Raw genomic sequence first — 15,662 nt, 5'->3', positions numbered from 1 at the left:
ACATGTGGCATATCCCTTTCTCGGCTGAGAATTGACGGCGTCTGAACACCGCCATGATATGCCGCCCCTCAGGGCATCACCAACTTTCGCGCGTTACTCTCGACACTCCGTGCGATGATGCTTAGGGCTTACTGGCGCACGGCACTGGGACGTTCCTGGTGGTGAGGAAAATCACCCAAAACAGCACGAAAAATAGCCGGCCGTTTCTTACCTCACCACCGTGAACATCGCAGCCCAGTTCGCCCCTTCCCAGGACTCCCTGCCGGGCTACAGCCGGAGTGTCCGGCCACCGCTCCGAGCACAGGGAACGGGAATATCTCCGATTTGGCGAAGGATTACGAACCGTTTGCGATACCAACCCCGCCTGAGGCCGCCACGCTGAGCGCGATGAAGTTCAGCGCCTGCTGACGCACAGCATTGGCAAGCTGCTGGCGCGCGTCCAGAAGGGTCCGTTCTGCGTCCAATACCGGGAAGAAAGCGGCGTCACCAAGTTCGTAAGCGGTCCGGGTCAGTTCGACCGCCTCGGAGGCATTGGCGACAAGCCTGGATTGCGCATCCACGGCACGGGCATCGCGGTTGTATCCGGCCAGTGCGTTCTCGACCTCTTCGACGGCGTTCAGGACCGAGGCAAGCCAAGCAAGGCGCGCCTGTTCAGCGCGCGCCTCGGCGGCCGACAGGTTGGCCTGGTTGGCCGCATTGAAGAGCGGAACCGAAAGCTGGGGTCCGACGCTCCAGGTCTTAAGGCTGCCTGCGCGGCCCAGATCGACCGGAGTGACCGTCCCGCTGAGCGTCAGTTGCGGATAAAAGGCTGCACGCGCTTGCCCCACATCTGCAACCGCTGCAGCGAGTTCGCGTTCGGCCACGCGGACATCGGGACGGGCGCGGACCACATCGGCAGGCACCCCGACGCTGGCGCGATACCGTGCGCGGGGCTGACTGCCGCCGCGGCGCATCCGCGCGGCAATGTCGGTGCTGCGCGTGGCCGTAAGCGTGGCCAGGCGATTGACCGACTGATCAAAGCCCAATTCCAATGCCGGCAGCGCGGCTTCGGCCTGGGTGACGAGCTGCTCGGCCTGCAGCACTTCGATCCGCGACACGCTTCCCAGCACATCCTGCTGCCGGGTCATCTCCAGCGTGCGGCGGCGGCTTTCCAGGCTTTGGCGGGTCAGGCTGGTGGCTTGCTGATAGTACCGGGCATCGACATAGGCCTGGGCGATGGCACTGGCCACCGTCAGGCGCGCGACCTCGGCCGAGAGGTACGCCGCATCCAGACGAGCACCGGCCCCGCGCCGTGCCGCGCGGTTGGCCCCAAAGAGGTCGACCAGCCACGAAACACCCAGCGTGCCGGAGCTTTGGTCAATGACAGGGCCGTCACCTTGGGTATCCCCCCGCGCGGCTGCCGCTTGGGCTGCAACCTGCGGCAGGTCGTTGGCGCCGACCAGCCGGGCATTGGCCTGCGCTTCGCGGATCACGGCCACGGCGGTCAAAACGTCGAGATTGCGCCCAAGCCCACTGGCGACAAGACCGTCGAGGTTGTTGTCCCGGAACGCGGCCCACCAGGCATTGGCGCCGGCGCGACGGGCTGGCGAGTCGGCTGCAAAGCGTTCCGGCATGTCGGCTTCGGGCGACTGATAGGTGGGCAGTTGGCCGCAAGCCGACAGCGCCAGCGTGGCGCCTGCCGATCCCACAAGGGCACGACGGGACAGGATGAGGGAGTTCGACATCAAATTGGACTTTCTGCAGGGCCCATCGGGGCCATCACAAATCAAGATGGGCGGGATCGCGAGACCCCGCCCAGGGAGATCGGTTCATGTTCAGGCTGTGACGGCTTCGCCTTTCCGGCGCATCCGGCTGAACAGGCTCAGCACGAAGACGAAGAACACCGGCACGAAGAACACGGCCAGGATCGTGGCCGAGATCATGCCTCCGATCACGCCGGTGCCGATGGCGTTCTGGGACGCCGCCGAAGCGCCGGTTGCAATGGCCAGAGGCACCACGCCCAGGGTGAACGCCAAGGAGGTCATCAGGATCGGACGGAAGCGCAGCTTGGCCGCCTTTACCGCCGCATCAATCAGGCTCATTCCTTCTTCCCGCAGATCCTTGGCGAACTCCACGATCAGGATGGCGTTCTTGGCGGAAAGCCCGATGATCGCGATCAGGCCGACCTTGAAGTAGACATCGTTCGGCATGTCGCGCAGCATCACGGCGGCAATGCATCCGATGACCCCAAGCGGCACCACGAGCATCACCGACAGCGGGATCGACCAGCTTTCGTAAAGCCCCGACAGCAGCAGGAAGATGAACAGGATCGACATCGCAAAAAGGAGGGTCGAGGTGTTGCCCGAGTTGATCTCCTCCAGCGTCTGGCCGGTCCATTCATAGGCGAAGCCTTCCGGCAGCCCGGCCGCCAGACGCTCCATCTCGGCCACGGCGGCGCCAGACGAGAAGCCCGGCACGGCATTCCCCGCGATCCGTACCGAAGGATAGCCGTTGTAGCCGACCACCTGACTTGGGCCCTGATTCCAGTTCACCGTCGCAAAGGACGAGAAGGGCACCATGCCGCCATTCGCGTTCCGCACCGTCAGGTTCAGGATATCCTCCGCCTGCATCCGGCTTTCCTCCTGCGCCTGCAAGATCACGCGCTGCATCCGGCCCTGGTTCGGGAAGTCGTTGACATAGGCCGAGCCGAGGTTCGCCGACAGCGTCTGGTTGATATCGGCAAAGGCCACGCCGAAGGTCTGCGCCTTGTCGCGGTCGATCACGACCGAGACTTGGGCAGCTGCGGGCATTCCTTCGACCCGCAGGCCGGTGACGATCCCACCCGCCTGAGCCTCGGCGATCAATTGCTGCGCCGCCGCGTTCAGGGCCTGCTGACCATTGCCGCCTCGGTCCTGCAGGCGGAAACTGAACCCGCCCGATGTGCCGAAGCCAGGGATCGCCGGCGGCGACAGCGAGTAGATCTGCGCGTCCTTGGTGCCGAACAAGGCCATGTTTGCATCGTTGGCGATCTTGGTCGCAGTCTGGTCGCGCTCGGACCAGTCCGTGAAGGTGATAAAGGCAAGCCCCGCATTCGGCCCCTGACCCGAGAACGAGAAGCCCCGGATGCCGACGACGTTCTCGACCGCGGGGTTCTGGCCGTAATGGTTCTCGATCACCTCGATGGCGGCGTCGGTCCGCTGCGAACTGGCGGTCGGGGGCGTCTGGATGTCCGAGATGATGAAGCCTTGGTCCTCATCGGGCAGAAAGCCCGTGGGCAGTGAGCTGAAGCCAATGCCCGTCAGCACCACAATGCCCAGATAGACCAGCATGACCAGGCCGGTCCGCCGTGTCAGCATCGACACGCCCCGGCCATACCGTTCCGTGGCCGCATCGAACTTGCGGTTGAACCAGCCAAAGAAGCCCTTCTTCTCGTGATGGCCCTTGATGGGTTTGAGGAAGGTCGCGCACAGCGCGGGCGTCAGCGTCAGCGCGAGGAAGGCTGAAAAGAGGATCGAGACGACCATGGTCAGCGCGAACTGGCGATAGATGATGCCGGTCGATCCGGGGAAGAAGGCCATCGGAATGAACACGGCCGCCAGCACCAGCGTGATGCCGATGATCGCGCCCGAGATTTCGCCCATGGCCTTTTGCGTGGCCTCCTTGGGTGGCAGGCCTTCGGTGGCCATGATCCGTTCGACGTTCTCGATGACGACAATGGCGTCATCCACCAGGATGCCGATCGCCAGCACCATCGCGAACATTGTCAGCACGTTGATCGAGAAGCCTGCCACCAGCATCACGGCAATGGTGCCCGCCAGTGCGATCGGCACGACAATGGTCGGGATGAGCGTGTAGCGGAAATTCTGCAGGAAGAGGAACATCACCACAAAGACCAGGATCACGGCCTCGACCAGGGTGTGGATCACCTTCTCGATTGATTTTTCCACGAAAGGGGCCGTGTCATAGGGGATCGCATATTCGATCCCCTCGGGGAAGAATTCTGACAGTTCCTCCATCGTGTGTCGCACGGCCTCGGAGGTGGCAAGCGCGTTGCCGGTCGAGGACAACTGGATGCCCACCGCGGCCGTGGGCTGACCGTTCAGTCGCGAGGCGAAGTTGTAGGTATCGGCACCGACCTCGATCTCGGCCACGTCGCGAAGCCGCACGGTCGATCCGTCCGGGTTGGCGCGCAGCACGATATTGCCAAATTCCTCGGGTTGGGTCAGCTGGCCTCTGACCAGGACGGTCGCGGTCAACTGCTGGTTCACCGGGTTCGGGTCCGCGCCGATCTGGCCTGCCGCCACCTGGGCATTCTGGGCGCGGATCGCCGCCGACACGTCAGCCGGCGACAGGTTGAGGCCGGTCAGCTTGTCGGGATCGATCCAGATCCGCAGTGCTTCCTCGGATGCAAAGACCTGGGCGCGACCGACGCCGTCGATGCGGCGGATTTCGCCCACGACGTTGCGGTTGATGTAATCGCCAAGCGCCACATCGTTCATCGACCCATCCGACGAGGTCAAGGAGACCATCATCAGAAAGCCTGCTCCGGCCTCCTCGACGGTAACACCCTGGTCGACGACCGTCTGCGGCAGCACGGGTTCGACCCGGCTGACGGCATTCTGGATATCCACCTGCGCCGTGCCGACATCCGTCCCCGGTTCAAAGGTCGCCGTGATCGAGATCGCGCCTGACACGTCCGAGGTCGATTCAAAGTACTGGATGCCCTGGATGCCGTTCAGCTCCTCCTCGATCGGCTGGGCGACGGACTGGTACATCTCGTTGGGCGAGGCGCCGGTATAGAAGGTCGAGATCTGGATTTGCGGGGGCGCGACCTGGGGATATTAGGCGATCGGCATCTGGGGCAGGGCAATCAGCCCGGCGATGACAATAAAGATCGAGATCACCCAGGCCAGGACCGGGCGAAGAATGAAGAACTGTGCCATGCTGCGTTCTCAGCCCTTGTGATTGGCGGTCTGCGCGGCAGGCCGGGCGGATTGCGTGGCGGCTGCCTCAGGTTTTGCATTGACGGGTTCCGCGACGACCTTCGCATCCGGGTACAGCTTCTGCGTCCCTTCGACGACAACACGATCCCCGGGCTGCAGGCCATCTTCGACCAACCATTCGTTCTTGAAGGTCAGGCCCAGGGACACGTCCCGGCGTTCGACGGTGTCCTCGCCCTTCAGGACGTAAACAAAGGCCTGGCCGTTGGTGTCGCGCTGAACCGCCATCTGCGGGATGCTGAGCGCGTTTTCGCGGACAGCCTGTTCAAGCCGCGCACGGACATAAAGGCCCGGCAACAGCATCCCGTCCGCATTGGGGAACTCGGCCCGCAGCGTGATCTGCCCGGTCGAGCTGTCGACGCTGGCTTCCGAGAAAAGCAACTTGCCCATATGCGGGTATGCCGACCCGTCATCGAAGAACAGCTGGACCTGCGCCTCGTCGGGCGCGGTCATCATCAGCTCTCCGGTTGCCCGCGCGCGTTGCAGGGCGAACAATTGCGCGGATGACTGGGTCACGTCCACATAGACGGGATCAAGCTGCTGGATGGTGGCCAGGATGTCGGTCTGCGCGGTGACCAGGGCACCTTCGGTCACCAGGGCGCGCCCGACGACGCCGTCGATCGGGGCAGTCACGTCGGTATAGCCCAGGTTCAGCTGCGCTTCCTGGAGGCTGGCATTGGCGATGGCAACGTCCGCATCGGCCTGGGCCAGGGTGGTGGTGGCGTTTTCAAGATCCACTCCTGCGGTTACGCGGCGTTCGCGCAGGGCCTCGGTGCGGGCAAGCTGGTCCTGGGCGTTCTGCCGGGTCGCCTCGGCCCTTGCCAGGGTGGCCTCGGCGCTGGCAACGCGGACGGCATAGGGCGCGGGGTCGATCTTGTAGAGAACATCGCCCGCCTTTACGACAGAGCCTTGCGTGAAGATCCGCTCGACGACGATGCCTCCGACACGGGGCCGCACCTCGGCGGTGCGGGTCGCAGCAACGCGTCCGGGCAGCTCGTTCACCACGGGCAAGGGTTGCGGGGTCATGGTCAGGACGCTGACGGGCGTGGGCGGCATATCCTGGGCACTTGCGCGCAAAGCCACCGGCTGGGCCAGCAGCGCAACAAGAAGCCCGGTCAGGATTCGAGATCTGTGCATGGTCGGTCTTTCGGAAAGAAGGATTACTTGTTGGAATGGGTAGTGGCCGCAGCGGACGATCCCTTGTCGGCCTCAAGGGACTTCATGAGCCCGTCGAGGAGTTCTTGGCGGGTGATCTCATCGAAACGGTGAAGCCCAAAACATTCGAGAAAGAACAGGCCATGGACCGCGAGCAACAACTGCAGCATCTTTCCCGGGTCTTCGGCATCTGCCAGGACGCGGCGCGCATCCTCGGCCAAGGCTTCGCGCATCAGTTCACGACATTCAGCGTGCTCACCCATGCTGGCGCTGATCAGCATCGTGATCGCCACGTCGTCATCCGAAGGCCCTTCGCGCCCCATGTCGATCATCGCGCGCAACCAGGCGTTCGGCTGCCCGGCATGAGCCTGCAGGGCATCGCCAAAACGCTCGCGATACTGGCCGATCTTGTGACGAGTGAAGGCCGCCAGCAGCCCGGCCTTGCTTCCGCAGTCATAAACAACACTGGACTTGCTGATGCCGACTTCCTTGGCCAGGGCATCGATGCTGAGACCACTTACCCCCTCGCGGCGCGCAACGCTTTCCACGCCATCCATAAGGGCGTCCCTGTCGATCGTGCGCTTTCGGCCCATGAGTCCCTCGGATGATAGTCGAACGTTCGTATAGAATAAACCGCGGCAGGGTCAAGCGACTTGGTCATGAATCGCATCTGGATTAGAAGGGCTGCCTAAATGAGCGCCAGATTGCCGCGAAGCGCTTGCAGCCTTGACGAGGAAACCTCGATGATGCTGTTGGCGGACATCGCCTGGTCGTTGGCCCACGAACAAATAGTGTTTCCCAAGGCATGCGAGACTACAGTGCCGAGCAGTTCTGCATCTCGGCGCGCCTCCTTTCCCATTCTGGTTACAAGCAGGTCCGCAATCTGGTTGCCGAACTGTTTCAGAACCCCATCAAGGATCCGCTGCAGTTCCGGTTACGTTCCCAGTAGCTCGCCAATCACTTGCGGGGTGCTGTGATCCACGACGATGTTGGCTAGATGCTGGTACAGCGCCTGGAGAAGATCGGCGAGGAGTGAGCCCGACGAGGCCCGAAACCATGCCGCCGCCTGGTCGTCGAAGCCGGTTGAAGGTCCGATGATCGCTGCACCCTTGTTCGGGTAATAGTTAAAGAAGGTCCGCTGGCTGATGCCCGCCGCAGCCGCGATCATTTCGGTTGTCATGTCATCGTAGCCGTAGCGTAGTGCCAGCTTCAGGGCCGCCCACTGGATCTTGCGCGAGGTTTGCAGCCGTCTGCGACTCTCTAGCGTTGACTTGATGGCCATGGAGCACCCCAGAAGCATTTGAGTCCAGCGAACGGCCTACTTCAGCCCAAGCTTTGAACCGCCCCGGGTTTACCGGAGAGTTCGTGGTTCAATGATTAGGCTGCTTTTTCGTCAGCGTTCAAGATCGCCGCCGGGCCGTCAGTCCCGAACCGCTTCAGCAACCGGTGAACCTGTCTGCGGCTCAGCGCCAGAACATCGGCCGCGGTCACAGCTGACATCTGGCCTTGCACCACTTGGCTCAGAACCTCGACGCGGTTCAGTTCTCGTTCGCTCATCATCACCCATCCCATGTCCCGGCTCCCACGGATCGACACGATGTTTATCCAGGGAGTGTGACATTCCTGAATTGCAGAGGTGAGACATTTTAACTTTGCCGTGCATACCTCCGGGACTAATAACCTAGATTATGGTACGAATAGCATATTTCTGTATAAATACAGGATGGTATGGTGTCATTACCAGGCCGCCGTTTCCCACCGTTCCGTAGCCGGCGGGTTGGCATGGCCATGAGACCGCTGCCTCCATCCGGCGTTGCGGTGGTCCGTTGGGCATCGTTGACTCGCACCTGTAACGAGAACAGGTTTACGGCTGCCGTCAGACCGCCTCGATCAGCTCGCTGCGCTCCATTCTTGCCATGGTGAACAGCTAGAGATGCCGCTCAACGTCTTGGCGCTGGTGCAGAATGCGGATCACGTCGAGCGTGTCCGCGCCCTCCCGGACATAGACCATATGTGAGGCAGCCCGCGCCTTGCGTATCCCGGGACGCAGGTCGACCGGCCGGCTGACCGTGTCGCCCGCGGCCAGAGACAGGCAGATCCCGTACAGCGCGTCGAGATAGCGATCGGCCTGGTCCATGTCCCAGTTACGCGCCGTGTAGTCCCAGATCCCGGCCAGATCGGCGCGGGCGGCCGGTGTGAAACGCAGGAGCTTCGTCATCCTGCGCGGGCGGCCCGCATTTCAGCCTTGAAGGCAGCAATGTCGAGGGGCTCGGGTGTCCCGGAAGTGTCACCTTCGTCGAGGGCAGCCTGGAGGGCACGGACGCGGGCTTCATGTTCTTCCAGAAGCCGCAGCCCGGCGCGAACCACGTCGCTGGCCGAGCCATAGCGGCCCGCTTCGACCTGCGCGCTGATGAAGCCGGTGAAATGCTCTCCGAGAGAGACAGAGGTGTTGCGAGGCATGGGCTTACCTGAACTTGACGATTTGTACCAATATATAATACATGGTCAGCCGGATTGCCAAGATCCTTTGGGTTCGCAGCATGAGCGCTTACTCGGCAACGCACATGCACCGCAATTTTGAGCCACGCATCCGACCATATGCCGCTGCGATCTGCGCGGAAATGCGGGTCAGGTCCGTTATCCGGCTCGAACCGGATGGCCACGGACCAGGCGTCCCGCAACATCCGCGCCTTTCTGTCCGCAAGGGGATCGGTCAGCGGACGCCTCACCACCTCCGAGCGGCTCCGAGTTGTAGATTTCTGCGCTAAATGGCAGGGTTCTGCTGGCGCTATTTGTCAGTCACCCGGCCCGATCACGAGCCGGTCACGGGCAGCCTCGACAACTTCCAGCGTGACCTCTGCGGCGGCGTTGATGTCCATGATCCGCCGCATCTGCGCGAGGAGACGTTCAACGAGGCGGAGGTTGCCCCGGGTCAGGCGGATCACGGCGGCGAGTGCCTCGATGCCTTCCAGACTTTCTTGGTCGAAGGTGATCCCGAAGACAGCACCGTGCCTCGCCGCGACCAGTCGCATCTCAGCCTCGCGCAGAGGCTTGAACTCATGCACGAAGCCGATGCGCGAGTAGAGCTGCGGATAGCGGGCAAGCTTCTTTTCCAGACCCGGCATTCCCATCAGGATGAGCCCGAACCCGTATCGGTCATAAAGATCGCGCAGATGTTCAAGCGATGCGATGCCGACCCGTGGCGTACGGGCGGCCGGCGCGCTCAATCCACGCTGCGCCTGCGAGCGGCATATACAGATAAGGGCGGAGAGCTGCCGTTCGCTGCAGTAAGCGGCTAGGTCCGCTAACCGCAGAACTAGTCGAACAGGGCGCTGACTGCGCTCTGTTGGCCTAGCTGTTACGTTGCCTCGTAGCGTTTTCCAGCATCCGCGGAACCAAAGCGACGTCCCGTCGGCAGTAGGTGATGTGGAAGATCAGCGTGACGCCCTGTTGTTCCATATTTCGTCAGGGTTGGGTGTCCTCACGCTTGCGCCCAGTACGCGAGATTCATACATTCTCAACGTGGCCGCAAGACCATCAGGATGCAGCCAGATAGCGGAGAGGGCATGTCAACCGATAGTATAATGCTGTTTGGGAGGGACCATGGAATCGAGTCGGAGCAATTCACTCTAGTTTTCCGGTCACCCCTCGATGCGGCAGATGAAGGTCGCTTCGAAGAGAAGAAGACTGACATTGAAGAACACTTCCGAGCGATTGACGAACCGAATGTCTTCCAAGTCGTTATGGGCAATGACAAGCAGCCTCCAAAGCCTGTCATTAAGCTTCTAAATGACTTCGGGAGGAACGGAAAGCCAGAGTGGAGCGCGCAGTTTGGAGAGAATGCCGTTTCAGTATCCAGTATGCAGTATACGAAGTGGGAAGAGGTTTGGCCATCTGTCAGGGAACGCCTCAACCTCCTTTTGAGCTGCGTTGATCCTTTTAAATTCGTAGCGTCCATCGACTACAAAGTAACCGATACATTAATCGAAAAGGTCCGAACCGATACTGAGATGAATCTGCTCAGCCGAAATATTCTTCGAGCTGGCGAGTGGGTGCCTGGATCGCTTCTGTCCTATGGAGATCCTCGCTGGGATTTTTCCGGAGGAGTGTTTAGGGATGCAAGCGAGACTTCAGAAGTTTTGGAGAGAGTCGAGGCGCGGTCATTCCTGAACGGAGATAGCGTAGTTACATCGATATCGAACACCTTCTCATTAAGGCTGAAAGCTCCAGTTCGGCTGAAGGAGTATTTTCAGGAGAGCAGTGTCGATGGTCGTGTGACGGAAGTTTTCGAAGACTTCCATGACAAAAACAAAGTGACTATTAGATCGATACTTACTGACGCATTGCTTGATCGTATGGGGCTGTAATTATGTATGCATCTTCAAAGTTGGAGTATGAGGGCTATCTTTCATCACATCAGGATGTCGGGTTGGGTGCTGGTGGCATGGATACTAGCCAAACTTGGAAAGGACGCGAAACGGATACGGGGCCAAATAATCCGTCCCAAGATTCAAGTGTCACAGTTCAAGCGCCTGATATTTTCTCGAAATTTCAGGCGGCTAAGAGTTTTTGCGTTGACGTGGAGCCCGATAGGCTGAGATTTGCAGCCGTTGAAGCAGCTCGAATTCTTAGCTCGGGAATTTTTTCCGATTTCCTTAGGCCGAATGTTTCCGTCGACACGTATGGTGAGTTCTCGATCTCTCTCCGACGGCCTGGTGGATACCTTGACATTGGAGTTTGTGGAGATGGTGAGCTTTCATTCCACGTCCGAAATGATTTCGATGCGTCAAAAACCGTGTACGGTGATGTAGAGTGGGATGGTGCAACTTTGCCGGACGAGCTCATTGAGGCTGCGATTCAGCTGTCAGCACAGTAAGCGTTCATGACTATTTCGGTGGAAGACGATGAAGAGCTCATAAGGATACTCTTCACTGATCGTATGACGTCCCCGGCAGGAGAGTTGGAGAAAGAAGCTTTCCCGGTTGACGAGCTCATTGAAAAGGACGGGAAGAGTGTTTCTGTTGATCGGCTAAATCTTCTGCCGGATCGAGATTGCATAAAATGCAAGCTAATTACCTATGAGAATCCATTTCGAGGTCGTGAGAAATGGGGGTTCTCCTCGGGTTTCGTCAGATACATTCGAGCCATCCATTCGCAAGACGGAATGAGAGTGTTTGAAGTGTATGCAGATCCTATTGAAAACCATCCTCCAGCTCCTTGGGACCCTGCCCACGCGAAAATTGTGCGGGCTGATGCAAGTTTCACAAGAGGCTTTGTGAGAGGCTACAGGGACAAGCTTGTTGAGGTTTTTCAGGGTAGCGTCACTCAGATATTCTAGATGACCGCTTTGGGGAGCCGCATCGCAGCGATATCCGGGTCGCCGAATGTCCAATTCGGGCCGTCAGGCTCCTTGGCCAAGGAACAGCCTGTGCTGATGTAGAGCAGGGACAACGGGCAAAAACTCATGGAGTTTTTTGGCTAATGGGTGTTTTCCTTCGGGATTTTCTTTCTTCAGATGCAGTGGTGAAAATCCCTTAGCGTCGAAATCCCTTTGGTAATTCGCAAATCCGGAAAGATATTCTGGCAGGTATTCCGGGCGTATCTCGTGGAGCATGTTCTCATATTCCGTAGCCGAAATAATACAAACAGGGGGCCTGTCCGCTTCTTCGACGAAGTCATCGGATCCCATCGTCGCTTCGTTTATTTCATTGGCACGCCTGAAACACTCCTCCGTGAATACCGGGTTGTGGTCTGCCCATTCCTCCAAAGTGATGAGCGCGCCAACGAAATCATTCGCAGCTATCCAAAGCGTGCCGCCTTCGATTACGACACCCCCCTTCAAGTCTCTGAAGAATTTCCAGATTTGCACAACGCCCTTTGCCAGATCATCCAGCTGCTCAAGATTGTCCCGGACCGGCCTTGGTGAGAGACGGACGTTAATGTTCATCTTCTTGGACTTGCATTCCGCAGCTATCGAAATCCGGTTACCCGTATGGATCAGCAGGTCTGTTGTGTGCCTCTGAAAGCCCGCTTGGCCATATGTAAAATCCCCCCTGCATAAGATCGGGTCTGGAATACTGTGCTGAGCCAGTTCCACGCAGTATCGCTCGAAGCGCTTATCCATTGCGCTCTTCGCCTCGAAGGCCATTTTTCTAAGGCGCTTTCCAGTCGAGGGGACCGTGGCGCCCATAATGTCGAAATAGATGAAATACGTCGCCCTGTATATCAGCAGCTCAGGGAAGGGACATGTATAAGCAAACCGTATATCATCACCGATCTTAAATATGGGGTAATCGAAAACTCTAGATACCTTGAAGTCCAAACCATGTCTTGTCGTGGCACCATCTGCTTTGGCTGCCCTAGAAGCATTCTTTACTGTAGTGCTGACAATATTCAGGTATTTTTTTACGTCTGCCTCCGGGATTCCGATAGACGAAAGCATATCGAGGTTCGTGAAGTGGGGCACTCTGTTGAAGTGCGCTGTCAAGGCTATGCTGATCGTAAAAAATGTTTCTGCGTCCAGACCGTATCGGCTTTTGAAAACGGCCCTGGCCTCCGGGCAGTAATTAATGAATGTGCCTCTGATCATGAACCGGGGCGCATCGTAGCCGGTCTGCCAAGAGAACTGCTGCAGCATGATACGCGGCATCATCTCGAGGAGCGATTTCGTATCTTTTTCGATGCCGTCCATCGACTGGCGGTTGGTGATGTCACGATATATGTTGATCAGCCCAGCAATTGTATCCCAGGCCCGGACATCGAGATACTTCGGCTTTAGACGGCTATCTGTCAGGTTGTCGTAGGCCTCTAGCAGGCCGCTGAATTAGTCGCTGAACCGGGAGGGTTTCCCGATCTTGGGGTGTCGGCGTGGACCGGGGTCTGGGCCGCGGGCGTAGTGATCCCGCTTCCCGCTTTCGGTCATGCGCCCAGCAATCGGGGCAGCCGGGCGAGGTTGCTGGCGGCCATCGTCAGGACGAAGCGGGCCCTGACCCGTTCGACGCCGCGGTAGACGGTCTGGGCAAGGCCGCCGACGGTCTTGCCCCAGCCAAAGGGCTCCTCGATTCTTTTGCGATGCTTCTGGGACAGGGCGTAGCCTTTGTGGTGGGTCGTTCGTCCATCGATCGCGGAATGCCGGGACTTCCGCGCCACATGCGGCGTAACGCAGGCCTGCCGCAGGTCGCGAACGAAGTCCGCGCTGTCGTAGCCCCGGTCCGCGCCGAGCGTCAGTTGGCGGGCCGATCCGGGAGAATGGGCGTGGATCATGGACAGCGCCGCCCGGCGTTCTGCATGACCGTCGGCCCGGGTGAGATCGGCCTGCACGATCAGGCTGCTCCGGTTCTCCATCAGAGCGTGGCCGATAAAGCACAGCATCGCGCCGGTGCCAGACGACTTCTTGTAGAGCCGCGCGTCGGGATCTGTGGTCGAGGCATGCGTTGCGTTCGACCGCTTCTCACCCCGGAAGTCGATCTCGGCATTGCGGGATTGGCGGTCGGGGCGGGGCATCGGTGTGGTCTCGGCAGGGGGCTGTTCGGGGTGGTCTTCGGCGGGGCTGTCGGGTCCGGGCAGGCCCCCCGGATCGTCGTCGGGCGGCGTTTCGGCGGCCTTCGGCTGGAAGCTCTTCATCGAGGCCCAGGCCTTGACCAGCGTGCCGTCCACCGAGAAGTGCTCGTCCGACAAAAGCGGCGCGACCTCGCGATGCGCCAGGATCGCCGCCATCACCTTGCGCGACATCTCGGTCGTCAAAAGGCGGTCCCGGTTCTTGGTGAAGACCGTGGGGACCCACACCGGGTCGTCGATCCCAAGGCCGACAAACCACCGGAACAGCAGATTGTATTGCATCTGTTCCATCAGCTGCCGCTCGGACCGAACCGAAAACAGGATCTGGATCAGGCTTGCCCGGATCAGCCGTTCCGGCGGGATCGAGGGGCGACCGAAGTCGGTGTAAAGAGCCTCGAACTCTCCGTCGAGGCTCGCGAGCGCGTCGTTCACCACCTGCCGGATCTTCCGCAGCGGATGACGCGCCGGAGTGCGCGCCTCCAGATCGACATAGCTGAACAGCGACCCGCTCGTCTTGTCCGCCCCGCGCATCACCGCCCCCGCCAAAGCCTGCGGAGGGTGAATCATGTTCCTCACATGGAGGCAAGGGCCGACTTCTTCAGCACCCTGCTAGGTCATGTTGACAAATGGCGGATCCAGAGACGGATCGACGTGATGTCAATGAAGCCGAGGAAGCTTTCCGCCGTCTTGTCGTAGCGGGTCGCGACACGCCTGGCGTTCTTGAGCTTGTTGAAGCAGCGTTCGACCAGATTCCGCAGGCGATACAGTGAGCGATCGACACCAATCCGCTTCTTGCGGGACTTGCGCATCGGTATCACGGGCAGGACGTTGCGCGCCTCCATGCCTCCTCTGATCTTGTCTGCATCGTAGCCGCGATCCGCGAGCAGCACGCTCGGGCGGGGCAGATTATCCGCCATCACCAGATTGAAGCCGAGATAGTCCGACGTCTGGCCTGGCGTGATCTCTGTCCTCATGGGAAGCCCGTGTGCTGTGCCCACAATCTTTGTTCCCGCAGGCCACTTCGTGGATGTGCGACTCCCAGTGCACCTGACCGCCGCCAATATCCTTGATCGTGTAGCTTGCTTTGCAGGAGAAACATTCAGCTTCGACAGTTTCCGCCGTGGCGGGGATGCGCTTGCGGATCGGTTTGCCGCATTCCGCGCATTCTATCGTCGCGAAGTTCCCGAGCGTGACGTTGTGCACCTGTGAGGTGAGCACCTTATTGAGGTATTCGGCGAATTCGGTGCACCGCAGGCGCAGCTTGCCGTGATCATGGCCCTTGCCGGACTTGGTCTGCTTCAAGGTCGGCACATGGAGAAAGCTGCCTAGCGCATCATAGTGCCTGCGCAAGGTTTCCATGTTCAGTACCGTCTCGGTTCCGATCATCGTCATTTGGGACGCCGGCTGGCCCGGCGTCTCCTCGATGCCGTAGGATAGGGTGCTGTCCTTATCGGCAGTGGCGTCGATTTCTAGCAGTACCGCCATTACCTTGCGCGGTTGCCAGGTCTCGTATTCATCGGGCGGGAACTCGTCCTTGTAGGCATTTGCCCTGTCGTAGGTCAGCGATTCCATCGCCATGCGCAGTTCGAGCGCGGCGTACTTCAAGTTTTCGTCGTCATTGCTCTCCAGCGCTGCGCGGGCGCGCTTCAATGCCTGCCTGGATTCATGCCTGTAGTTCATTGCCGCCTTCTTTTTCGTCGGTTCGCCAGATGGAATGCCGTTGTAGGTGTCGCGTCGCCTTTAACGATCAGATAGAGTGCCTTGGCGGCCTTTTCGCTCTCAAGCCTTACCAAGAAATACGAGACGATTGACCTAACGATATGTTTTTATTTGCTTTTTCGAGTTGATTTGCCAGAGCGCTGTCTCAGAATTATGGGCTCTGCCTCACTTTGTGTGGCGCAACTATCCTGAAACTGGAAAATTCAGGAGGGATAGTTGTGGGTTCGAAGAAGCACTGGTCACCCGGGATCG

The 15,662-nt window shown here is 59.6% G+C and carries 14 protein-coding genes and 1 pseudogene; 3 read left to right on the top strand and 12 right to left on the bottom strand.

What is annotated here, in order from left to right:
• Nucleotides 1–335: 335 nt before the first annotated feature.
• From AC2SGK_RS17260 to AC2SGK_RS17220, 9 genes and pseudogenes are all read right to left on the bottom strand, one after another.
• Nucleotides 336–1,724 (bottom strand): efflux transporter outer membrane subunit, encoded by a 1,389-nt coding sequence (locus tag AC2SGK_RS17260; protein WP_136651382.1) that lies wholly within the window; start codon nt 1,722–1,724, stop codon nt 336–338.
• 90 nt (nt 1,725–1,814) lie between these two features.
• Nucleotides 1,815–4,808, bottom strand: a pseudogene (locus AC2SGK_RS17255) (multidrug efflux RND transporter permease subunit); the annotation flags it as partial.
• Nucleotides 4,809–4,931: 123 nt separating this feature from the next.
• On the bottom strand, nt 4,932–6,116 hold the full coding sequence (locus AC2SGK_RS17250; protein WP_136651384.1) for an efflux RND transporter periplasmic adaptor subunit: 1,185 nt from the start codon (nt 6,114–6,116) through the stop codon (nt 4,932–4,934).
• A 23-nt stretch (nt 6,117–6,139) separates the two neighbouring features.
• The gene (locus AC2SGK_RS17245; RefSeq protein ID WP_136651385.1) at nt 6,140–6,727 is read right to left on the bottom strand and encodes a TetR family transcriptional regulator; all 588 of its coding nucleotides are present in this window, start codon (nt 6,725–6,727) and stop codon (nt 6,140–6,142) included.
• Between the two features lie 341 nt (nt 6,728–7,068).
• A complete protein-coding gene (locus AC2SGK_RS17240; RefSeq protein ID WP_161596454.1) occupies nt 7,069–7,416 on the bottom strand; it encodes a TetR/AcrR family transcriptional regulator in 348 nt (115 codons plus the stop codon).
• A gap of 95 nt (nt 7,417–7,511) precedes the next feature.
• Nucleotides 7,512–7,691 (bottom strand): helix-turn-helix domain-containing protein, encoded by a 180-nt coding sequence (locus AC2SGK_RS17235; protein ID WP_488324657.1) that lies wholly within the window; start codon nt 7,689–7,691, stop codon nt 7,512–7,514.
• 370 nt (nt 7,692–8,061) lie between these two features.
• Nucleotides 8,062–8,352: a type II toxin-antitoxin system RelE/ParE family toxin gene (locus tag AC2SGK_RS17230; protein WP_122114557.1), complete on the bottom strand. Its 291-nt coding sequence runs from the start codon at nt 8,350–8,352 to the stop codon at nt 8,062–8,064.
• Nucleotides 8,349–8,594 (bottom strand): type II toxin-antitoxin system ParD family antitoxin, encoded by a 246-nt coding sequence (locus tag AC2SGK_RS17225; protein WP_122114558.1) that lies wholly within the window; start codon nt 8,592–8,594, stop codon nt 8,349–8,351. The genes AC2SGK_RS17230 and AC2SGK_RS17225 overlap by 4 nt, the downstream gene beginning before the upstream one ends.
• A gap of 335 nt (nt 8,595–8,929) precedes the next feature.
• A complete protein-coding gene (locus AC2SGK_RS17220) occupies nt 8,930–9,361 on the bottom strand; it encodes a TniB family NTP-binding protein (protein ID WP_488324656.1) in 432 nt (143 codons plus the stop codon).
• Nucleotides 9,362–9,700: 339 nt separating this feature from the next.
• Here AC2SGK_RS17220 and AC2SGK_RS17215 point away from each other — a divergent pair, with 339 nt between their 5' ends.
• The 3 genes from AC2SGK_RS17215 to AC2SGK_RS17205 are packed head-to-tail and all read left to right on the top strand — an operon-like array spanning nt 9,701 to nt 11,472.
• Entirely contained in the window at nt 9,701–10,501 is an 801-nt protein-coding gene (locus tag AC2SGK_RS17215; protein ID WP_488324655.1) for a hypothetical protein, read from the top strand.
• A gap of 20 nt (nt 10,502–10,521) precedes the next feature.
• On the top strand, nt 10,522–11,010 hold the full coding sequence (locus tag AC2SGK_RS17210; protein WP_488324654.1) for a hypothetical protein: 489 nt from the start codon (nt 10,522–10,524) through the stop codon (nt 11,008–11,010).
• A gap of 18 nt (nt 11,011–11,028) precedes the next feature.
• Nucleotides 11,029–11,472, top strand: coding sequence for a hypothetical protein (locus tag AC2SGK_RS17205; RefSeq protein ID WP_488324653.1), 444 nt, complete (start codon nt 11,029–11,031; stop codon nt 11,470–11,472).
• 63 nt (nt 11,473–11,535) lie between these two features.
• Here the strand turns inward: AC2SGK_RS17205 and AC2SGK_RS17200 are convergent, their stop codons facing one another.
• From AC2SGK_RS17200 to AC2SGK_RS17190, 3 genes are all read right to left on the bottom strand, one after another.
• The gene (locus AC2SGK_RS17200; RefSeq protein ID WP_488324652.1) at nt 11,536–12,825 is read right to left on the bottom strand and encodes a hypothetical protein; all 1,290 of its coding nucleotides are present in this window, start codon (nt 12,823–12,825) and stop codon (nt 11,536–11,538) included.
• A 227-nt stretch (nt 12,826–13,052) separates the two neighbouring features.
• Nucleotides 13,053–14,222, bottom strand: a complete 1,170-nt coding sequence (locus tag AC2SGK_RS17195; protein ID WP_488324658.1) for an IS5 family transposase — start codon at nt 14,220–14,222, stop codon at nt 13,053–13,055.
• A gap of 83 nt (nt 14,223–14,305) precedes the next feature.
• Entirely contained in the window at nt 14,306–14,752 is a 447-nt protein-coding gene (locus tag AC2SGK_RS17190) for an IS5 family transposase (RefSeq protein ID WP_488324651.1), read from the bottom strand.
• Nucleotides 14,753–15,662 lie beyond the last annotated feature (910 nt).

The organism is Paracoccus sp. NIOT.M2S5SZ12, from assembly GCF_057748165.1.
This window is presented reverse-complemented; position numbering and strand designations above follow the sequence as displayed.

Bases quoted from the DNA above. Each gene is read 5' to 3' on its own strand.
- AC2SGK_RS17225 (WP_122114558.1), bottom strand. From the start codon at position 8,594: ATGCCTCGCAACACCTCTGTCTCTCTCGGAGAGCATTTCACCGGCTTC.
- AC2SGK_RS17250 (WP_136651384.1), bottom strand. From the start codon at position 6,116: ATGCACAGATCTCGAATCCTGACCGGGCTTCTTGTTGCGCTGCTGGCC.
- AC2SGK_RS17245 (WP_136651385.1), bottom strand. From the start codon at position 6,727: ATGGGCCGAAAGCGCACGATCGACAGGGACGCCCTTATGGATGGCGTG.
- AC2SGK_RS17240 (WP_161596454.1), bottom strand. From the start codon at position 7,416: ATGGCCATCAAGTCAACGCTAGAGAGTCGCAGACGGCTGCAAACCTCG.
- AC2SGK_RS17235 (WP_488324657.1), bottom strand. From the start codon at position 7,691: ATGAGCGAACGAGAACTGAACCGCGTCGAGGTTCTGAGCCAAGTGGTG.
- AC2SGK_RS17260 (WP_136651382.1), bottom strand. From the start codon at position 1,724: ATGTCGAACTCCCTCATCCTGTCCCGTCGTGCCCTTGTGGGATCGGCA.
- AC2SGK_RS17230 (WP_122114557.1), bottom strand. From the start codon at position 8,352: ATGACGAAGCTCCTGCGTTTCACACCGGCCGCCCGCGCCGATCTGGCC.
- AC2SGK_RS17215 (WP_488324655.1), top strand. From the start codon at position 9,701: ATGTCAACCGATAGTATAATGCTGTTTGGGAGGGACCATGGAATCGAG.
- AC2SGK_RS17200 (WP_488324652.1), bottom strand. From the start codon at position 12,825: ATGGACGGCATCGAAAAAGATACGAAATCGCTCCTCGAGATGATGCCG.
- AC2SGK_RS17195 (WP_488324658.1), bottom strand. From the start codon at position 14,222: ATGCGCGGGGCGGACAAGACGAGCGGGTCGCTGTTCAGCTATGTCGAT.